We start from the raw sequence: 20,248 nt of genomic DNA on the forward strand, positions 1-20,248 counted from the left end.
TTAATTGTTTTCAAATGCAATACATCAGGTATTTCAGCCAAATAAGCCGGCACGACCTCGAAAAGGTTGGCGGTAAAAATGCCTCTTTGGGCGAAATGTTTAATCAGCTTGCTGCCGCCGGCATAAAAGTGCCCGATGGTTTTGCGACCACTGCAGAAGCTTACCAAACATTTCTGGATCGGAATAATTTACGTGAACCCCTGGAAAATATTTTTGCAAACCTGGATTTGGAACAATTTAGTAATCTCGGGGAAGTAGGGCAGCAGGCGCGCAATTTATTGCTCAATTCCCCATTTTCAGCTGAACTCGGGGAGGAGATCCAAAAGGGGTATGATTTACTAATGGAAAAGTATGGGAACGAAATTTCTTTAGCGGTAAGGAGCAGTGCTACTGCCGAAGATCTGCCAAATGTCAGTTTTGCCGGGCAACAGGAAACTTTTCTGAATGTGAGGGGCCACGATAATCTGCTTCGCGCGTGTCAGGCCTGCTTTGCTTCCCTTTTCACGGATCGTGCTATAAAATACCGGGTTGATAATGGTTTCGAGCATATGAAAGTAGCGCTTTCGATTGGCGTACAAATTATGGTTCGTGCCGATCTGGCTAGCTCCGGCGTAATATTTACCTTAGATCCCGAAACCGGTTTCGACAAAGTGGTAGTAATATCCGGAACCTGGGGTTTAGGCGAAAACGTGGTGCAGGGTTCCGTAATTGCCGATGAGTTTATTGTTTTCAAACCTACGCTGGAAACTGCTAAGCAGCCCGTTATCAGCCGTCGTTTAGGTTCCAAAGCAAAGACCATGATCTATACCGAAAATAATGCAAATGCGTTAAAGAATCCGCGCGAAGCAGTATTAAACCTGGATACGCCCCTGGAAAAACGCAAACAATTTATTTTGAGGGATAATGAGGTTCTGCAGCTGGCCAGGTGGGCAGTTATTATTGAAAACCATTATGGCCGGCCAATGGATATTGAATGGGCAAAAGATGGAAATACCGGTGAGTTTTTTATAGTACAGGCCAGACCGGAAACAGTGCAGAGTCAGCGGAAAAACCGGGCCGAGTTCGTTCATTATACGCTTAAAGAAAAAGGAAAAGTTCTGTGCTCCGGGGTGGGTTTGAGTAACCGGATCGTGTCTGGTACTGCCCGTATTTTAAATTCTCCTTCCTACAGCGAAAAACTTCAGCCCGGCGAGGTGCTGGTAACGCACCGCACGGATCCGGATTGGGATCCGATCCTCAAGAAAGCCGCTGCCATAATCACCGACCAGGGTGGCCGCACCAGCCATGCAGCCATTGTGGCCCGGGAGGTGGGCGCGGTGGCGGTAGTTGGCACCGGAAATGCCACCAGCACCATTCAGGACGGACAAATTGTAACCGTTTCTACGGCAGAAGGTGAAGCAGGATTTGTGTATGAAGGTGCTTTGAAATGGATTGAAACCAAAACCGATCTTGGCCAGATTCCGAAAACCAAAACGAGGGTAATGCTCATTCTCGGCGATCCTGCTCAAGCGTTTAAATATTCTTTTCTGCCTTCCGATGGGGTAGGTCTTCTGCGCATGGAATTTATCATTACCAGTGCCGTACAGATTCACCCGATGGCGCTTAAGAATTTTGATAAATTGCAAGACCTGGAAGTTAAAAAAAAGATCGAAGAACTTACGTATAATTACCCTGACAAGGAAGATTATTTGGTACAGAAACTAGCCGAAGCTACTGCCATGATTGCGGCTGCTTTTTACCCAAAGGATGTAATTGTGCGAATGAGCGATTTTAAAACAAACGAGTACGCCAACCTGATTGGTGGTAAACAATTCGAGCCCGACGAAGAAAACCCGATGATCGGTTTCCGGGGGGCTTCCCGCTATTATCACCCGCAATACCAAGGCGGTTTTGAACTGGAATGCCGGGCCATGAAGATGGTACGCGAAGCTATGGGACTTACCAATGTGAAATTGATGATTCCGTTTTGCCGGACCGTAAAAGAAGGTATAAAAGTAACGGAGCTAATGGCAGGGTTCGGGTTGAAAAGGGGGGAGAATGATCTGGAAATTTACGTAATGGTGGAAATCCCGAGCAATGCACTCCTGGCCGAAGAATTCGCGCAGCATTTCGATGGTTTTTCGATTGGCTCCAACGACCTGACCCAACTGACCTTAGGCGCCGATCGCGATTCCTGCCTGCTTTCAGATATTTTCAGTCCCTTCGATCCGGCGGTGCAGCAAATGATCGTAATGACCCTGCAAAAGGCTAAGAAAACCGGCACTAAAACCGGCCTCTGCGGGCAGGCGCCTTCCGATTATCCGGATTATGCCGCCTTCCTGGTTGAAAATGGCATCGGCAGCGTTTCCTTTAACCCAGATGCTTTATTTACCGGGATCAAAAATATTTACGAAGCGGAAAAGAAACTGGAACAGCAGCGAAGCAATAATTCACTGGATAAATCTGAGGAAAGTCATGACTTTCCGGGTTGAGTTTCAGGTAATTTACCAAATTTATAGCTGAGCAGCAATTCAGTGTTTTATTTTAGGATCAAAAATATAGCGTTTTTCAGGCAGAATGAACGAAAATGGATTGCCGGATTTTGGCTTCTGTAAAGGATTTGTTTAATGGGGATTGTGGCTGAAAATTACCATTTTTCTTTAAATATAAGCACTGAAGTGTATCTTTTAACTTTGCAGATATGAATCCAAATAATACGAATGGCAGCAAGTGCGGTCTTATATTAATTTCGATTTAATTGTAGATTTTAGCAGGATTCTTCAGTTTAAAATCATTTAATGCCTTCTCCCTGATTATGGTAAAGTGCTGCATAGAGCTCTCCCCGCTGCAGCAGTTCTTTATGTTTGCCTTCTTCGGCAATTACGCCATCATTTACAACTAATATATTGTCAGCTTTGGTCAGGTTGCAAAGCCGGTGCGTGATGGTAATAACCGTTCGGCCTTTCATGAGATTTTCCAGCGCATCCATCACATTTTTTTCAACTTCGGTATCAAGCGAGGCAGTAGGTTCGTCCAGGATCAGGATCGGGGAGTTGCGCACCACCGCCCGGGCAATGCCAATGCGCTGGCGTTCGCCGCCTGAAAGCGTTAGCCCTCTTTCGCCTACCAACGTATTGTAGCCTTGAGGCAAGTGGCTTATAAATTCGTGGGCATTGGCTTTTTGGGCGGCAGAGATAATTTCTTTTTCTGTTGCTTCGGGCCGGCCATAAGCAATATTTTCCTGGATGGATCCATAAAAGAGAACGGTTTCCTGCAGCACAAAACTGATCTGCATGCGCAGTCCTTCTAAATTATAGTCTTTTATATCCACCCCGTCTATCAGAATTCTGCCGGCATCCGGCTCATAAAAACGGGGAATTAGGCTGGCAATGGTGGTTTTACCACTTCCGGTAGGGCCACAAATACCGATGTGTTGCCCGGCAGCGATCGAAAAACTGATGTCGCGCAGTACTGGGCTATCAGGAGTATAGGCGAAGGCTACATTTTCGAACACAATGTTCCCTTTTAGTCGGCCGGGATCGAAGGCCCCCGGTTTCTGTTTGATGATGGCATCGGTTTCCAGGATCTGCTGGATGCGTTCCAAAGCCACTAAAGCCTGCGCAATGTTGGTGGTCATCTTTGCAAGGTCCTTTACCGGGCTGAAAAATTTATTCAGGTAAGAAAGAAATACGGTTAAAGATCCGATTGTCATAGCACCTGCTATAACTAGGTTTGCGCCGCGCCAGAGTACAAAAGCGGTGCAGACAGAAATAACCAGGGTAATAACCGGCGAAATGATGGATTTTACTTTTCGGGCTTTCAGTGCGGCCGTAATCGTTTCAAAACTAACCCGTTTTAATCGGTCTTCTTCTAGGTCCTGGCGGCCGAAAGCGTTTATGGCCCGCACCGATTCTAAACCCTGCTGTAGTACCGCTACCATTTCGGCCTGGTCTTTCCTTACTTCGTGGGTGGCCTTTTTTACGGCCGTTTTAAACCGGATCACAAACAACAGCAGGAACGGCGAAATGCCCACCAGCATAAGGGTAAAGTCCCAGTTGAGGTAAAACATTAATCCCAGCATGCCCATAATGGTCAGCGCATCTATGAGAATGCTCAGCAAGGTTTCGGAAGCAAAATCCTGGATGGTAGAAACATCGGAAGTAATGGTGCTGAGCAGTTTGCCTACCTGGTGCGTGTCGTAATAGGAAAGGGAAAGCCGGAGCAGGTGGTGGTACATTTTCCGCCGAAGATCGTTGGCCACATACTGGGCTACGCTTTCGGTAAAATAATTATTGGTATAACTGGCAAGGCCGCCTAAAATAGTAAACACGATCATGGCAATGGCGGCCAGCGCAGCCAGATACATTTTGTGTTCATTTAGCGATATCCCCTTAATCCAGGCCAGCCAAGCGGGCAAGCGGTGGTCGGCGATCACATTATCTATAATTACCTTAAGCGGCCAGGGGGTTGCCAGGCTCATGGCCGTTTCGGCCAGCATGGCGGCAAAAATGATGAGGAGCCATTTATAGTAAGGTTTTACCAGGCCAAATACCAGCGTGGTCAGGTTCCGGACAGGAGGCAGGGGTTCCGCTTCCGGTTTGGGGGTATTTTGTCTGTTTGGGGAGTTTTTACTCATAAAACCTACCGTTTTTATTGAAATGGCCGGTTGCCTTGTTAGCAATGGGGATTTGCGATTTCAAGCGATTGTTTGTGTATACGTTTTTTATAGGAGCCTGGCATATCAATTAAATTTCCGGCAATTCATTTTGGGGCCTTCACCAATCAGAAATTAAGGCATTGGCAGGTTAAAAATTTGAAATCAGGAATTGGGGGCTACGCAAGCAGAATTGTATGAACCCGGTTTATCATTTAAATTGATAGACAGAACTTTATTTCCCCGAAAGATTTGCGAACCTAGCTCGGGCAGCAGTAAAAATGCTATGGTTTCAGGCTGAAAAAATGCTTAATTTAGGTATCTACCTTCCTTTATCAGCGCTTTTTTTTAAATTTCTTAAAGCTGGAAGCCCGGAAAAACCAGCGTTTGAGAAGTTCGGCGGTAAGGCCGTATAGCAGCACAATCCCCGCGATGGCCAAAGCTTCATTAACGTGGGCAATGGTAAGACTAAGTGAGGCAGCAAACGGAGAAAACGGCAACCAAACGGTAAATGCTACTGCCAGCACGGCAATCAGGAAAAGTAACCGGCCGGGCCTGCTTTTATAGATGGGTTTCCGGGTCCGGATAATGAAAATGATGATCAGTTCGGTAATGATCGACTCCAGAAACCAGCCGGTCTGAAAAGGGGTGTCTCGGAGGTTAAAATAAGTATGCAGGGTTAAGAAGGTTGCAAAATCGAAGAGGGAACTGTGCAGGCCGAAAACCAGCATGAACCGCTGAATTAACCGGATATTCCATTTCAGCGGTTTGGTTAATTGTTCTTTGTCTACCCGGTCGTAAGCCACGGCCAGGTAAGGAAAATCGGTTATGAGGTTGGTAAGCAGGATTTGTTGGGGAAGCATGGGCAGAAAGGGTAGCAGCAGCGAGGCGCCGGCTACGCTGAACATGTTGCCGAAGGTAGCGCCGGTGGTGGCAAAAATATATTTCATGGAATTGGAAAAGGATTTCCGCCCTTCATGCACGCCATCGGCTAGCACTGCCAGGTCTTTTTCCAGCAACACGAAATCGGCAGCTTCTTTGGCAACATCTACGGCATTGTTCGTAGAAATTCCGGTATCGGCGGCATGGATTGCGGCTACATCGTTTATGCCATCACCCAGGTATGCCACCCGGAATTTTGATTTTTTCAGGGCCTGTACGATCTGCTCTTTCTGGTAAGGTTCTATTTCGGCAAATACTTCGGTCTTCCTGGCTTTTACCACCAACGCTTCCGGCGACATACTGGTCAGTTCCGGGCCGCTAATAAGTTTTAAAGGGTTAATACCTAGTGTTTTGGCTATATGCATGGCCGCATACCGGTTGTCGCCGGTAATGATCTTTACCTTTATGCCCATTTTTTCCAGCCGGTCTATAGAAGTTATTACGTTTTCTTTCAGGCGGTCCTGCAGAAGGATAAACCCGGTAAAAACCAGGTCTTGTTCATCTTGCTGCGTAATATCGCTTTTGGGAGTAGCTATACAGGCAAGCCCCAGCACCCGGAGGCCTTCCCGGCTATAGCTTTCCAGTTTTTCCTGAAATTGCCGGCGTTGCCTTTCTTCCAGTGGTTGCTGCCTGCCAGTTGCGTCTTCATAGAAGCTGCAAACTTCCAGAACATTGCGCAAAGCGCCCTTGGTAATGAGCAGGTATTCTTCTTTATGTTTAACCAAAATGGTAAGGCGTTTCCGGATAAAGTCGTAGGGAATCTCATCGGCTTTTTCGTACCCGGCAGCATCTTCCTGCATGGCCATTACTGCTTCGTCTATCGGGTTGGTGAAACCGTTCTGAAAAGTAGCATTCAGGTAGGCCAATAATTTTACCTTTGCGGAAGACTTTCCGGCTGGATCTACCATATCAAAGACCTCAACGGAGCCTTCGGTTATAGTGCCCGTTTTATCGGTGCAGAGCACATTTACTTCGCCAAAGTTAAAAATGGAGGAAAGCCGTTTTACGATCACTTTTTTATCGCGCATGCGCCGGGCGCCGGCCGACATGGCAAAAGTCATGATGGCTGGCAGCAGTTCGGGCGCCATGCCAATGGCCAAAGCCAGCGAAAACATGAGCGAGGTGAAAAAGGGCTTGTGAAAATACAGGTTCGTAACCAATATAAAAGCCGAAAGCAGCACCGTGATGCGGAGCAAAAAATAGCCAAAGCTTTTAAGGCCGGTTTCGAAGGCGGTAGGAGCGAACTGGGTAAGGCTGTGGGCCATTTGCCCGAAAATGGTATTGTTTCCGGTATAAACAGCCAAACCCCTGGCGGTGCCGCTTACAATGCTGGTTCCCTGCCACAGGCAATTGCTTTTCTGACTCAATGCGGTTTCTTCTGGAAGAATGCCGGTCGCCTTGGCTACGGGAAATGTTTCTCCGGTCAGGGTGCTTTCGTTTACGTGCAGTTCGTTGCTTTCTAAAATGCGGCAATCGGCCGGGATCAGGTCGCCGGCGTTAAGCTCCACCACATCGCCGGGCACCACTTCATGCACCGGCACCGTTACCGCTTGCCCTTCCCGGATAACCTTGTGCTTAACTTCGATGATCTGCAGCAGTTTTTCCACCGCGCGGCCGGCGTTTAGTTCCTGGATAAAACTCAGCAGGCCGGTAATAAGGAGAATGAAAAAAACGATAAGCGCATCGGACGTTTCGCCCAAAATAGCAGATAAAACCACCACAATAATCAGCAAAAGCATAAGCGGATTGCTGAATTGCCGGAGAAGCAATTTTAATTCGCGCCGGAACCTGCTTTGGATATTGGCACTGCTCTTTTGTGTAGCTACCCTTTGCCTGGCCGTGGCGGCAGAGAGGCCCATGGCACCGGAGTGAAGTTGTGCAAAAAGTTGCTCTGGGCTGTCGGAGGAAAGATTCACAGCTACATATATTTATTTTTTCGGTGAATGCTGAAACCGGGATAGTAGATGGATTTATCAAGCCATGATCTGCACTTGGTTTTTCTGGTTTTTTGTCTGCTGATCAGGGGTTCTTTATGCATACCTGCAGCAGCTTCAACCTTTTTTTCAAAAAGCAGCATTCATGAAATATTTTTCGCTCAATTCCTGCTGTTTCTTAAGAACAAATAGTTTTTCTTTTAGTTATTAACCACAAGAAGCATCACTAAACTCATCTTCGGAATAAAAAACACAGCGGAAATTCCCCGAAAAAATTTTGAGGACTGGAGGATTCTGACGTGATCTATTATACTTTTTTTCTTAAAACTATACCGTTTCTGCCAATGGAAATACCGGAAAACATGCAGGCCATGGTGCTGGAGAAGCAGGGGCAGCCACTGGTTTTTAAAACGGTTCCGGTACCTGTGCCGTCGGCCCGGCAGGTATTAGTAAAAGTGCTGGCCTGCGGAGTTTGCCGCACCGATCTGCACGTGCTGGATGGCGAGCTTACCGACCCGAAACTCCCCCTGATCCCAGGACATGAGATCATTGGAAAAGTGGTGTGCAAAGGTCCGGAAGCAAGCGGATTGCAGGAAGGCGATTTTGTGGGAATACCCTGGCTTGGCTATACTTGTGGCACCTGCAAATATTGCCGGAAAAACCAGGAAAACCTGTGCGAAAACGCCAGGTTCACCGGTTATACCCTGGATGGCGGTTACGCCGGATACACCGTTGCCGATGCGCGTTATTGTTTCCCGATTGATGCTGCGTTTGCCAATGCCTCTTCAGCGCCCTGGCTTTGCGCCGGACTGATTGGTTACCGTTCATTTAAATTGACGGGCGAACAAACGGAAAGTTTAGGGATTTATGGTTTTGGGGCTGCCGCGCATATCGTTATTCAGCTGGCAATTTATCGTCAAAAGAAAGTCTTTGCTTTCACCCGCGTTGGGGATGTTGCCACGCAAAGTTTTGCTTTAAAGCTGGGGGCTGTATGGGCCGGCAATGCTTCTGAAACCCCGCCGCAATTGTTGGATGCCGCCATTATTTTTGCGCCGGTAGGCAGCCTGGTTCCCAAAGCATTGAAAGACGTAGATAAAGGCGGAACGGTAGTTTGCGGCGGCATCCACATGAGCGATATTCCGGGGTTTCCTTATATAGACTTATGGGGAGAGCGCATGATCCGTTCCGTAGCCAACTTAACCCGGCAGGACGGGGTGGAATTCCTGGCGCTGGCGCCCAAAATACCGGTAAAAACGGAAACGCATTTATTCCCGCTTTCACAGGCCAACGAGGCTTTGGAAGCTTTACGGAACGGCAAATTTCAGGGCGCTGCGGTGCTGGTAATGGAGTAATTTAATGGAAGGTGTATTTAATTCCGTAAGAAGCATCCTTCAGGTCTTTAGCGGGCCTCTCAAGCGCTTTGCTTAAGCCGAAATAGAATTATGGTTCCAGCCGTAAAACTGCTAATAAATTCAACTGCTAATAAATTCAACTGCAAATAAATTCATTTGGTCTTACTTTGTAGCGCCCGCTTTTGGCAGCCGGCACTGGCTAAGCCGCCTTGATGTTTTACGTAAGGTATTTTTTGCATGCACCGGTCTTTTTAGTTTTTAGCAGAAAAATCATAGCGTTACTGAGCTACCCAGCCGCCGTCTACTACCAGAGCATGGCCGGTGGTAAACGAGCTTGCATCGGAGCAAAGCCAGATAGCGGCTTCGGCAATTTCTTCGGGGTTTCCGCTGCGCCCAATCGGTTCGCCGCTGATCATGGCTTCTTTGGTAGTCCTGTTTTTTTCCACGAAACGGTCGATCATGGCGGTCTGGATAACGCCAGGGCAGACAGCATTTACCCGCAAACCGGTTTTGGCGTATTCCAGGGCAGCCGTTTTGGTCAGGCCGATAACGCCGTGCTTAGATGCTGTATAAATTGGGATACCAGGAAAACCAATCAAGCCGGCAATGGAGGAACAGTTCACAATGGCGCCTTTGCCGGTTTTAAGCATTTCCGGAATCTCGTACTTCATGCAGAGCCATACGCCTTTCAGGTTTATGCCGATCACCTTGTCGAAATTTTCTTCGGTAACGTCAGCGGTAGGTGCTGATTCGCCTTCGATGCCGGCGTTGTTGAATGCATAATCGAGGCGGCCGAAAGTTTTTACCGTTTCCGCTACCATATTCTTTACATCGGCATCTTTCGAAACATCGCATTTAATGAAAATGGCTTCGCCGCCGGCAGCTTTAATGGTATTCACGGTTTCCGGATCTTCTTTCCAGTCTGCTACGGCCACTTTGGCGCCGCGCTGCGCAAACATAATAGCGGTAGCGCGGCCAATACCGAAACTGGCGCCGGTTACAAGGGCTACTTTATTTTCGTATGGTTTTTCCATGATGGTTCAGGTTTCGTGTAAGAGCACAGTATGAAGAACAATTTTAATTCCGAACTGTTTTTGTGATAAGCTTAAAATGTTAGGAATAATATGTAAAGTGTCCTGTTCAGGAGCCCATTTTAATTGTATTTTCCGGAATCCCGCTGTTTTCTTTCGGTTCTAAATCGGGATATAGATTTTTCCTGTAAAAACCTGCTTTCTGGAGCTATTAACTTAAAAACCTGCTGAGCTGAAAATATTCTGCTGTTTCGCTACTTTATCAATTTAGCAGGGTGGTAAACAGACCAGTACATTCAACTCCCGCACCCATTCATTTCTGGCAGTTCCGTTTTTTTTTTCAAATTTTTTACAGCCCGGCCCAACGGTTCATTTAAAAAACAGGAAGAGTAATGAAGAACACAACCCCAGTTCCACCGGGCATTGCCTCACCCGATAAGGTCGAAACCCGCCTTGGCACACTCAACTTTTTCGACGGCTTCCCTGACGATGAAAGCGTGAAAAAATTGTACGACAGTCTCGACTTCCAACGTGGGGTCCAGGCGTATTTGCTGGGATTGCCGGCGGTTAGCCAGGTTGCCGCGCGCAAGGCGCTAACCCAATGGGGACCTGCAAACACCACTATGCTCATCTGGGAGAACATGATCACTCCCCGTACCGTTGCCCTGACGGCAAACAACAATACGCCTTACTTTTTTATGTGGATCGATCTCAAAGAGGGGCCGCTCGTGATAGAAGTCCCTCCTAAAGTACTCGGCGTCATTGATGATATGTGGTGTCGCTGGGTAGTGGATGTAGGCTTCCTGGGAGTTGACAAAGGTGAAGGGGGCAAGTACCTTTTCGTTCCTCCGGGCTACGAAGAAGAGGTACCCGAAGGCTACATAGTAGTTAAGCCCAGAACGTTCGGGATGTACATGTTTTGGCGGAGTTTCCTAAACGAAAAAGGAGACCCTAAACCCCAGGTACACCTCATTAAGCAAACGGCACGCGTTTACCCGTTCTCCAGGGCCGATAAACCTCCAACGCTTACCTTCATCGACGCGACCGACAAGCCCTTTTGCCAGGTACCCCCGGCAGACTACACCTTCTGGGAATACCTGAACGAGGTTGTGCAGGAAGAGCCCTCTAACTCACTCGATACGGTAACTCTAGGCTTCTTTCGATCGATAGGCAGCAAAAGGGGAGTGCCTTTCGCTCCGGATGAGCGAATGAAAGCCATTCTCAGGGAAGCGGCAGCGGTAGGCCATGCAACTGCAAGAGCAATCACCTACCGGTTGCGGGAAAAAGACGCTTACTTTTATGAGAATAGCGCGTGGCGAAGCTTCTTCGCCGGCGGCTATGAGTTCCTGGATAATGGCGCCCTTATTCTTGACGCCTACGTGCAGAATTTCTTTCACGTCACGGGCATATCCCCGGCCGAGGAGCAGAAAATGATAGGCCAGGGTTCGCAGTACGCGGAGGCTTATGTAGATGCAGACGGCAGGCCGTTCGATGGTTCCAAAAACTATAAGCTCCACCTGCCGCCCAACATCCCCGTCAACAATTTCTGGTCAGCAATTATCCACGATACCCAGACCCGTTCCCAATTGCAGACCGACCAGCACTGGCCGGCGGTAAGCAGCCAGGACAAGAATTTCCGCCTGAACGAGGATGGCTCTGCTGATGTCTATTTCGGGCCGCAGCCACCTGCAGGCAAGGAAAACAACTGGATACAGACTATTCCCGGCAAAGGATGGTTCATCATGCTGCGCTTGTACGGTCCTCTGGAGCCGTGGTTTAATAAGACTTGGCGTCCGGGAGAGATCGAACTGGTTAAATAGCGGGAAGGTGGCGTACAGACCATAGCTGCCAGGCTGGGAAAGAGCTAATTACCTTTTGCCTTAGTAAACAAATTTTATAAAATAAACCGGAAGAGCAAATGAAAAATACTACCCCAATTCCGCCGGGCATTGCCTCTCCTGACAAGGTCGATACCCGCCTTGGCACACTCAATTTTTTTGACGGCTTTCCCGACGATGAAAGCGTGAAAAAATTGTATGACAACCTGGACTACCAGCGGGCGGTCCAGGCATATTTGCTGGCCTTGGCTGCCGTAAGCCAGGTAGGCATGAAAAAGGCACTCCTTCAGTGGGGGCCCGCAAACTTTACCCTCCTGATCTGGGAAAACAGGATCACGCCCAAAACAATTTTCTGGATGACCCAAAACGTTACCCCCTACAGCAATGTTTGGATCGATCTTAATGCGGGTCCGCTGGTTGTTGTGATCCCTCCTAAGGTACTTGGCATCATAAATGATATCTGGGCTCACTGGATTTCGGATGTGGGATTTACCGGACCAGATAAAGGGGATGGCGGTAAATACCTGTTGCTTCCCCCGGGCTATGCAGATGAAATACCCGAAGGCTACATCGTGGTAAGGCCAAAAACCTTCGGGATGTTTATCTTTTGGCGCAGTTTCCTGGACGAGAAAGGAGACCCCAAACCCGGGGTTGAGGTAATCAGACAGATGACGCAGATCTACCCGCTCACCCAGGCCGATAATCCACCAAAGCTAAACTTCGTGGATGTAACCGACAAGTACTTTTGCCTGGTACAGCCGGCAGACTACGCCTTCTGGGAGTACCTGAACGAGATAGTGCAGGCGGAGCCCTCCGACTCACTCGACCCGGTTACACTTGGCTTCTTCCGTTCTATTGGCATCAGCAAAGGTAAGCCCTTTTCCCCAGACGACCGTATGAAAGCCATTCTCAGGGAAGCGGCAGCGGTTGGTGATGCTACCGCCCGGGCTCTTACCTTCCGGATGCGGGAAAAGGAAGCATACCTCTACGGGAACAGCTCCTGGCGAAGCTTCTTCGTCGGTAATTATGCATTTTTAGAGGACGGCGTCCTCGTTCTTGACGCTTACACGCAGGCTTTTTTCATTGGCGGAGCGGGCACGACCCCGGCTATTGAGCAGAAGATGATAGGCCAGGGATCGCAGTACGTCGGGGCATTCGTGGATTCTGAGGGAAGGCCTTTCGATGGGGCCAAAACCTACAAGCTTCACCTTCCGCCCAACATCCCGGTAAAAAACTTCTGGTCGATCACGGTCTACGACAATCAGACCCGCTCTCAGCTACAAACCGACCAACCCTGGCCGGCTATAAACAGCCACGATAAAGGTTTTGGCCTGAACGAGGACGGCTCTGCCGATGTATACTTCGGGCCAGAGGCCCCGGCAGGGAAGGAGAATAACTGGATCCAAACTATCCCCGGCAAGGGTTGGAATACTGCTCTCCGCCTTTATGGACCACTGGAGCCTTGGTTCGAGAAAAACTGGCGTCCGGGAGAGATCGAACTGGTTAAATAGGTGCTTGGTGGTGCGGCGGCGAAGTGTCATCGCCGCTGAGTTCCGGAAAGTAACAGGGTGGGAGATTCCGGTATTTAGGAACAGCCTACCTGATAAATAATTTAAAGGAATTCAGGGAAAATGGATGGTAAAAAACCACCGGTTGACGATTTAGCGGTTGAACGCACCCTTTTTGCGGCGGAGCGTACCCTTATGGCCTGGATCCGGACTGCACTCTCCATGATCAGTTTCGGATTTACGATCTACAAGTTCCTGAATATTTTCCTGTTAGAGGCAAATAATACCATAATCAGGCCCCACGAACCGCGTAATGTGGGGCTTTTCCTTATTGGCCTGGGAAGCTTTGCGCTTGTCATAGCAGTTATTCAACATTTCAGATATATAAAAAGAATAAATCCAGACAAACGTTACAAGTTTTGGACTGACTTGTCGTTCCTCACGGCTAGCTTACTAATTATTCTTGGCTTTCTGATGTTCGGAAGCATAATTCTCAATACAGGTCCGTTTAGCTAAAAGTATTAAGCGAAAGAAATAAATTCAAACATCGTAAATGATACTGAACCTGTTTTAGTTAAGGCCATTTCTGCATTTACCTTAGTTTTTTAATTAGTTTTCTTCCTTACATCCAGGCGGCTATTGGCTACCTGGTTTTTACCTAAACCACTTACCCGATCATAAAAAACTGCTGTAGCTTTCAGGACCAGCAATTCTTTATTGAATTTACTTTCCGATACAGAACTTGCTGAAAATATTCTCCAGCAAATCGTCGGTCGTAATTTCACCCGTAATTTCGCCGAGCGCATGTAAAGAGCGGCGGATGTCGGAAGCTACCAGTTCGCTGCTGATGCCCAGCGCAATACCGTTCAGGACATCGTCTAAGGCGGCGTAGGTTTTTTCGAGGCTGGCCACGTGCCGGAGATTCGTTACGATGGTTTGGCTCCGGTCTTGTAAGCCGGCAGTTTTTACCTGCGAAAGAATAGCCTTTTTCAGTTCCGGAATGTTCTGGTGCCGGGAGGCTGAAATGCCTATCAGGTTCTCGAAACTGCCAAAGTCTATAAGTTTATCGGCAGCGGCATCGAGTTTATTGGCTACCAGCAATACGGGTTTTCCGGCAGTTTTCAGATCTTCTACTTCGGCTTTTAATTCTTCCGGTGAAGTCGTGTTTACATCGAAAAGGTAAAGCACCAGGGCCGCTTCTTCCACTTTCTGACGGGTGCGTTCTACGCCCAGGGCTTCCACTTTGTCTTCGGTTTCGCGGAGGCCGGCGGTGTCGATGAAGCGGAAACGGATGCCTTCGATGCTTACTTCGTCTTCAATGAAATCGCGGGTCGTGCCGGGAATGTCGGATACAATAGCTTTTTCTTCGTTCAGCAGCACGTTGAGCAAAGTAGATTTTCCGGCATTCGGTTTCCCGACAATTACGGTGGGCACCCCGTTCTTCAGTACGTTGCCCAGTTCGAAGCTTTGGAGTAAATGGCGGAGCAGTTTCTGGATTTCGTGAATTAAATTACGCAAGGCGGTGCGGTCGGCAAATTCTACGTCTTCTTCGGCAAAATCCAGTTCCAGTTCTATCATGGAAGCAAAATGCACGAGTTGAGCCCGCAGGTTTTTTATTTCCGCCGAAAAGCCGCCACGCATCTGCTTCATGGCAACCTCGTGACTTATGCGGGAGTTGGAAGAAATAAGGTCGGCTACGGCTTCGGCTTGCGCTAAATCCATTTGCCCGTTCAGAAAAGCACGCTTGGTAAATTCACCGGCTTCGGCCAGGCGGGCGCCTTCACGAAGCAGGATCTTGATGATCTCGGCTACAATGTATTCGGAACCGTGGCAGGAAATTTCTACTACGTTTTCTTTGGTGTAGGAGTGAGGCGCTACAAATAAGCTTACCAGCACTTCGTCGATCAGTCTTTCGCAGTCGCGGATGGTGCCGAAGTGAAGCGTATGGCTTGCTTGCTGCTCCAGGTTTTTGCCCCGGAAAACTTTATTCGTAATGGAAATGGCTTCCGGACCGGAAAGCCGGATAACGGCAATGGCGCCGGGACCTTGAGCAGTCGCCAGCGCCACAATGGTATCTTGAGAAAGGAAATTCAAACTAGTGATTAGGGATTAATGATTAGTGATTAGTAATTCCGGGTTTTTGGGGCCGTATTTGATTAACTGATCTTACGTAAATTCTTTGAGGTCCCCCTTTGGAGGGGGTAGGGGGAGGACAGGAGATTAAACTGATAAAAATTTTGATCAAATAATGTAATCCTCCCCCTGCCCCCTCCAAAGGGGGACTTTCATCTTTCCTGCCTTCGTCAGTTAATTAAGTATTAACCAGGGAAAATGCAGGTTAATTCAAATCCAGCATTTCCCGGTACGGAAATATTTTCCAAACCAACCTGATTCCAAGCCATGCAATTTTTAAGCTGGTGCCGGAAGTACTGGTTCAGGTTTTTCGGCCGGAAAGGTACGGTTTTACTTCTGAGCTTTGAATTCTTCGTAGGCCATTTTCTTGTGGTGGTCTTCGCCGTAGTAGCGCAACAGTTTCTCGAATTCCTTAGAGTCGTAGTAGCCCATTACCGGCGTGAGCATGTTGAATTTTTCGTCGAGGTAAATGGTGCTCGGGTAACCCATTTTGCCCTGCAACAGCTCCACGGCTAATTCATGGGCCTTGTATCTGGGGTTGAAACGGTACGTTTTGCCGTTCAGCACGATGTCTTCCTTCGATTCGGCATCCAGTTTTACGGCGTAGAAATTCTTGTTCACGTACTTGGCAACCTTTTCGTCGGCGAAGGTTGACTGGTCCATTTTCTTGCACCAGCCGCACCAGTCGGTATACACATCGATCACAATTTTGCGGGGCTGCTTTTTCGAAAGCTTTTCCGCCTCCTCGATCGAGATCCAGTTTATCGGGTCTTTCTCTTTTTTATCTTTATCGGAAAACCGGAAGGCTGCCAGCGTTAGCACCAGCAACAGCAAAGCGGGTAAATGGTATCGTTTCATAATCAGAAGTTAAGCTTTACAAATATAACGAAACAGGCATTAGGAACAATACCCAAACTTCAGAACAACTTCCCCTGATCTATTCAGGTAATTAGAGTCAATTCAGAGTGAGCTAAATTATTGCTACTCTTTACTTTACGATCAGGACCGGAATATCCACACTGTGCCTTACCGAATCGATCGTTTCGCCGTAGATCAGGTCTTTAACCATTTTATGCCCGTGCGAGCCCATTACCAGCAGGTCGGCATTGTACGCTTTTACCAGTTCCGGAATGCGCCTTTTCGGGTTGCCGAAACCTAACTGAATGGTAACCTGATAGCCCTGAAGGCGGAGTTGCTCGGCGTACTTATTCAGGTTCAGTTGGTCGCTGGAAGTTTCCTGGTCTTCAATGTCCTGGCCCATTACCAGGGCGCCGGCGCTTTCCACAATGTGAATCAGCAGGTATTCCGCTTCGTGGTGGCCAAACGTAACCGCATTCTTTATTGCCACCCGGTCCGATTTCGAAAAGTCTATCGGAACGGCAATGCGGGTGTAAGTCGGTTTTTTCAGGTTTAGCAAAGTTGCCGGTTCGCCATGGGGTGCCGGGGAAACCGGCTTTAAAATAGTGGATATAAAAGGTTGAAAAGTTATGTAAAGCAGAAGGAAAGCTGCTCCCGCCAGAACCGGTACTACGGTGGTCCAGATCAGGGTAGGATGTTCCGAGGTTTGAAGTAGTTCCACCACTGCCTCGTACACCAGTTTTCCGTTCAGCGCCACAATAATGGTGGTGCAAACCCAGGCGGCCACTTTAATAACCGGGCCAATGGCAAAGGTGCCCATCCGGGTTTTGCTGCTTACAAAGTGAATGAGGGGAATAACGGCAAAACCCAGCTGCATGCTCAAAATAACCTGGCTGAAAACCAGCATCTTTCCAGTTTCATCTTCCCCAAAATAATAGATCACGAACAATGCCGGCAACACCGCGATCAGGCGGGTGATCATGCGGCGGAGCCAGGGTTGGATGCGCAAGTTCAGATAACCTTCCATTACGATCTGCCCGGCCAGGGTTCCCGTTAAGGTAGAGCTTTGGCCGGCCGCGATCAGGGCCACGGCAAACAGAATAGGCGCCCACTTGGTGCCCAGCAACGGCGCCAGGAATTTATGGGCGTCCTGAATTTCCGATACCTCGAACATGCCGTTCCGGTAAAAAGCGGCGGCAGCCAGGATCAGGATGGCGGCATTCACGAACAACGCCAGGTTCAGGGCAATGGCCGAATCGATGAAGTTGAATTTCAGGGCTCGCCGGATACCTTCTTCGGTTCTCTCAAATTTCCGGGTTTGCACCAGCGAGGAGTGGAGGTAAAGGTTGTGGGGCATTACCGTTGCCCCGATGATACCTATGGCAATGTAAAGGGCGGTGTTGTTAGGCAGGTTGGGTACCAGGCCCTGAGCCAGCGCCGGAAGATCAGGTTTGGCAAAGATCATCTGCAGGAAAAAGGCGCCCCCGATAATGGTTATTAATACCAGAATAAAAGCTTCCATTTTCCGCATGCCTTTGTTTATCAGGAAAAGCAGCAGGAAGGTATCGAGTACGGTAAGGGCCACGCCCCAGAACAAGGGAATGTCGAAAAGCAGCTGTAAACCGATGGCCATGCCGAGCACTTCGGCCAGGTCGGTAGCCGCGATGGCAATTTCTGCCAGAAAGTAAAGCGGGTAATTCACCCAGCTCGGGTACGATTCCCGCGAAGCTTGGGCCAGGTCTTTGCCCCGCACTACGCCCAATCGAGCACTTAAACTTTGCAACAGCAAGGCAATTAGGTTCGACATCACCAGCACCCAGATCAGTTTGTAACCGAACTGGCTGCCGCCGGCAATATCCGTCGCCCAGTTGCCCGGGTCCATGTAACCCACGCTCACCAGGTAAGCCGGACCCATAAACGCCAGCAGTTTTCGAAAGAATCCCTTATGAGCAGTAGTGTCTACTGAGGAGTGGACTTCTTCTAAAGACCTCGAGGCATGTGTGTTTTCTCTGAACATTTTAAAATTATTCGGTGCTGAAAACTTAACTGTTTTTAAGGGCAAAACCCTACTGTTTTACCTTTACCGCGATACGAAAATATTCTTCGAAACTTCGGCCGAAACGGATAATTGTTTTTTATGGTCGATGCTGATCTCCAGAGAATTATCGTATTCCATTTTATCGGTTACTTTAAGTTTTGCGCCCAGGTAAATGCCCACTTTGTCGAGGTATTGCAGGAAGAGGGGTTGCGAATCTTTTACCCCCATTACCAGACCCGATTCCCCCGGCGCTAATTCGGAAAGCAGTACCTGTTGCTTCACCGCCATAAAGCCATCTTCGGTCGGGATCGGGTCGCCGTGCGGATCGTATTTCGGGTAACCCAGGAACTCGTCGAGGCGGCGGATGAGCAGGTCGGAGGTGATGTGTTCCAGTTCTTCGGCCACTTCGTGCACTTCATCCCAGTTAAACTTCAGCTTGTCTACCAGGAAAACTTCCCAGAGCCGGTGCTTCCGGACCAGCTGCAACGCCGTTTTCTGGCCGCTATTGGTTAAGGTAACGCCCCGGTACTTTACGTAATTGATGATCTCTTTTTCGTTCAGGCGGCGCAACATATCGCTTACCGAGGCCGCTTTGGTTTGCATTACTTCCGCAATCGCATTGGTAGTTACCGCCCCGTCGCCATCTTCCGAAAGCTTATAGATCGCCTTTATGTAATTCTCCTCGGTAAAGCTTAGCATTTTAATTGCTGATTGTTAATTGCTGATTGTTAATTGTTAATTGTTAATTGTTAATTGTTAATTGTTAATTGTTTTTTATTCTTACTACTCTATCATGGCTTGTGCCTGCCAACTAAACTTGCTGCGTTTTTTACCCAGTATTTCCCTTTAAACATTGAACAGCCTTGATAAACAGTAGGGTTTTGGCCTGAAAACTCCCTAAACATAATTCCTTCAATCAGCAATTAACAATCAACAATCAACAATTTAAATTACCAGCGAATGAGGGCGGAGGCCCAGGTGAATCCGGAGCCGAAGGCGGCTAAACAAACCAGGTCGCCTTTTTTGATCTTGCCTTCGCTGTAGGCTTCGCTTAAGGCGATTGGTACGGAAGCGGCGGTGGTATTGCCGTAGCGCTGGATGTTGCTGTATACTTTATCTTCAGGTAAGCCCATTTTTTGCTGAATGAAACTTGTAATCCGGAGGTTTGCCTGATGGGGGATAAGCATGTCAATATCACCGGGTTTATAGCCGTTTGCTTCAAGTGCTTCGTTAATTACTTCCGGGAATCGTTGCACGGCGTGTTTGAAAACCGTACTGCCGTTCATGTAAGGGTAAATGCTGCCTTCGTCGATCATCTGGTGGGTAAGGCGTTCTTTCTTGATGCTTCCCGGATCGATCACGGCCAGCTCTTCCGCAAATTCGCCCTGGGCGTGTAAGTGAGTGGAAAGAATGCCGGTTTCTTGGTTGTTGGCAGGGGTGAGGACTGCCGCGCCGGCGCCGTCGCCGAAGATCACCGAAACGGCCCGGCCGCGGGTCGAAAAATCCAGGCCGGAGGAATGGATCTCGGAACCTACTACCAGCACGTTGTTGTACATGCCGGTTTTAATGAACTGATCGCCTACCGACAAGGCATAGACAAAACCGGAGCACTGGTTCCGTACGTCCAGCGCCGGAATGTTGTTCAGGCCGAGTTCGCGCTGTAAGAGCACGCCCGAGCCAGGGAAGGTATAATCCGGGCTAAGAGTGGCAAAGATGATCATGTCTACGTCTTGCGGCTTCAGGCCGGCCATTTCCAGGGCTTTTACCGCGGCTTTGGCGCCCATGTTGGCCGTGGTATCCTTTCCTTCTTCAAAGTAGCGACGTTCCTTGATACCGGTCCGTTCCTGGATCCAGGCATCGGTGGTGTCCATGATCTTTTCGAGGTCGAAGTTGGTAACTACCTTTTCCGGTACATAATGCCCGATGCCGGCAATTTTAGAGTTTCGAAGCGCTTTCGTTTCCATATTGCAAGTATAGTTGA

13 protein-coding genes are annotated in these 20,248 nt (G+C 48.6%); 5 read left to right on the forward strand and 8 right to left on the reverse strand.

Annotated features, from left to right (window positions below; translation table 11 throughout):
- The first annotated feature begins 14 nt into the window (after positions 1 to 14).
- On the forward strand, positions 15 to 2,471 hold the full coding sequence (ppsA, locus tag F0P94_RS12605) for a phosphoenolpyruvate synthase (protein ID WP_150904242.1): 2,457 nt from the start codon (positions 15 to 17) through the stop codon (positions 2,469 to 2,471).
- A 299-nt stretch (positions 2,472 to 2,770) separates the two neighbouring features.
- On the opposite strand, the gene F0P94_RS12610 is transcribed toward ppsA, so the two are convergent.
- Both F0P94_RS12610 and mgtA read right to left on the reverse strand, forming a co-directional pair.
- A complete protein-coding gene (locus F0P94_RS12610) occupies positions 2,771 to 4,615 on the reverse strand; it encodes an ABC transporter ATP-binding protein (RefSeq protein ID WP_150904243.1) in 1,845 nt (614 codons plus the stop codon).
- 353 nt (positions 4,616 to 4,968) lie between these two features.
- Complete coding sequence (gene mgtA / locus F0P94_RS12615) at positions 4,969 to 7,434, reverse strand: magnesium-translocating P-type ATPase (protein ID WP_150904313.1); 2,466 nt, start codon at positions 7,432 to 7,434, stop codon at positions 4,969 to 4,971.
- Positions 7,435 to 7,853: 419 nt separating this feature from the next.
- On the opposite strand from mgtA, the gene F0P94_RS12620 reads away from it, so the two are divergent.
- Positions 7,854 to 8,861, forward strand: coding sequence for a zinc-dependent alcohol dehydrogenase family protein (locus F0P94_RS12620; protein WP_225307205.1), 1,008 nt, complete (start codon positions 7,854 to 7,856; stop codon positions 8,859 to 8,861).
- 278 nt (positions 8,862 to 9,139) lie between these two features.
- Here the strand turns inward: F0P94_RS12620 and F0P94_RS12625 are convergent, their stop codons facing one another.
- On the reverse strand, positions 9,140 to 9,895 hold the full coding sequence (locus F0P94_RS12625; RefSeq protein WP_150904244.1) for an SDR family oxidoreductase: 756 nt from the start codon (positions 9,893 to 9,895) through the stop codon (positions 9,140 to 9,142).
- 620 nt (positions 9,896 to 10,515) lie between these two features.
- On the opposite strand from F0P94_RS12625, the gene F0P94_RS12630 reads away from it, so the two are divergent.
- The 3 genes from F0P94_RS12630 (at position 10,516) to F0P94_RS12640 (ending at position 13,754) form a co-directional block, all read left to right on the forward strand.
- Positions 10,516 to 11,712, forward strand: coding sequence for a DUF1254 domain-containing protein (locus F0P94_RS12630; protein ID WP_394349684.1), 1,197 nt, complete (start codon positions 10,516 to 10,518; stop codon positions 11,710 to 11,712).
- 98 nt (positions 11,713 to 11,810) lie between these two features.
- Positions 11,811 to 13,241, forward strand: a complete 1,431-nt coding sequence (locus F0P94_RS12635) for a DUF1254 domain-containing protein (protein WP_150904246.1) — start codon at positions 11,811 to 11,813, stop codon at positions 13,239 to 13,241.
- Between the two features lie 120 nt (positions 13,242 to 13,361).
- Positions 13,362 to 13,754 carry a YidH family protein gene (locus tag F0P94_RS12640; protein ID WP_150904247.1) on the forward strand — a complete coding sequence of 131 codons (393 nt, stop codon included), beginning with the start codon at positions 13,362 to 13,364 and terminating at the stop codon, positions 13,752 to 13,754.
- Between the two features lie 207 nt (positions 13,755 to 13,961).
- Here F0P94_RS12640 and mnmE read toward each other — a convergent pair whose 3' ends face one another.
- From mnmE to F0P94_RS12665, 5 genes are all read right to left on the reverse strand, one after another.
- Entirely contained in the window at positions 13,962 to 15,332 is a 1,371-nt protein-coding gene (mnmE, locus tag F0P94_RS12645) for a tRNA uridine-5-carboxymethylaminomethyl(34) synthesis GTPase MnmE (RefSeq protein ID WP_394349683.1), read from the reverse strand.
- A gap of 369 nt (positions 15,333 to 15,701) precedes the next feature.
- Positions 15,702 to 16,229 (reverse strand): thioredoxin family protein, encoded by a 528-nt coding sequence (locus tag F0P94_RS12650; RefSeq protein ID WP_150904249.1) that lies wholly within the window; start codon positions 16,227 to 16,229, stop codon positions 15,702 to 15,704.
- A gap of 130 nt (positions 16,230 to 16,359) precedes the next feature.
- Positions 16,360 to 18,246 carry an Nramp family divalent metal transporter gene (locus F0P94_RS12655; RefSeq protein WP_150904250.1) on the reverse strand — a complete coding sequence of 629 codons (1,887 nt, stop codon included), beginning with the start codon at positions 18,244 to 18,246 and terminating at the stop codon, positions 16,360 to 16,362.
- A 63-nt stretch (positions 18,247 to 18,309) separates the two neighbouring features.
- Entirely contained in the window at positions 18,310 to 18,966 is a 657-nt protein-coding gene (locus F0P94_RS12660) for a metal-dependent transcriptional regulator (protein WP_150904251.1), read from the reverse strand.
- 251 nt (positions 18,967 to 19,217) lie between these two features.
- Positions 19,218 to 20,231, reverse strand: a complete 1,014-nt coding sequence (locus F0P94_RS12665; protein ID WP_150904252.1) for a 3-oxoacyl-ACP synthase III family protein — start codon at positions 20,229 to 20,231, stop codon at positions 19,218 to 19,220.
- Between the last annotated feature and the right edge of the window lie 17 nt (positions 20,232 to 20,248).

Source organism: Adhaeribacter soli (assembly GCF_008727925.1).
Lineage (GTDB): Bacteria > Bacteroidota > Bacteroidia > Cytophagales > Hymenobacteraceae > Adhaeribacter_A > Adhaeribacter_A soli.

Excerpts from the sequence above, each read along its gene's own strand:
- ppsA (WP_150904242.1), top strand. The coding sequence starts at position 15 with ATGCAATACATCAGGTATTTCAGCCAAATAAGCCGGCACGACCTCGAA.
- F0P94_RS12610 (WP_150904243.1), bottom strand. The coding sequence starts at position 4,615 with ATGAGTAAAAACTCCCCAAACAGACAAAATACCCCCAAACCGGAAGCG.
- mgtA (WP_150904313.1), bottom strand. The coding sequence starts at position 7,434 with ATGGGCCTCTCTGCCGCCACGGCCAGGCAAAGGGTAGCTACACAAAAG.
- F0P94_RS12620 (WP_225307205.1), top strand. The coding sequence starts at position 7,854 with ATGGAAATACCGGAAAACATGCAGGCCATGGTGCTGGAGAAGCAGGGG.
- F0P94_RS12625 (WP_150904244.1), bottom strand. The coding sequence starts at position 9,895 with ATGGAAAAACCATACGAAAATAAAGTAGCCCTTGTAACCGGCGCCAGT.
- F0P94_RS12630 (WP_394349684.1), top strand. The coding sequence starts at position 10,516 with ATGCTCATCTGGGAGAACATGATCACTCCCCGTACCGTTGCCCTGACG.
- F0P94_RS12635 (WP_150904246.1), top strand. The coding sequence starts at position 11,811 with ATGAAAAATACTACCCCAATTCCGCCGGGCATTGCCTCTCCTGACAAG.
- F0P94_RS12640 (WP_150904247.1), top strand. The coding sequence starts at position 13,362 with ATGGATGGTAAAAAACCACCGGTTGACGATTTAGCGGTTGAACGCACC.
- F0P94_RS12650 (WP_150904249.1), bottom strand. The coding sequence starts at position 16,229 with ATGAAACGATACCATTTACCCGCTTTGCTGTTGCTGGTGCTAACGCTG.
- F0P94_RS12655 (WP_150904250.1), bottom strand. The coding sequence starts at position 18,246 with ATGTTCAGAGAAAACACACATGCCTCGAGGTCTTTAGAAGAAGTCCAC.
- F0P94_RS12660 (WP_150904251.1), bottom strand. The coding sequence starts at position 18,966 with ATGCTAAGCTTTACCGAGGAGAATTACATAAAGGCGATCTATAAGCTT.
- F0P94_RS12665 (WP_150904252.1), bottom strand. The coding sequence starts at position 20,231 with ATGGAAACGAAAGCGCTTCGAAACTCTAAAATTGCCGGCATCGGGCAT.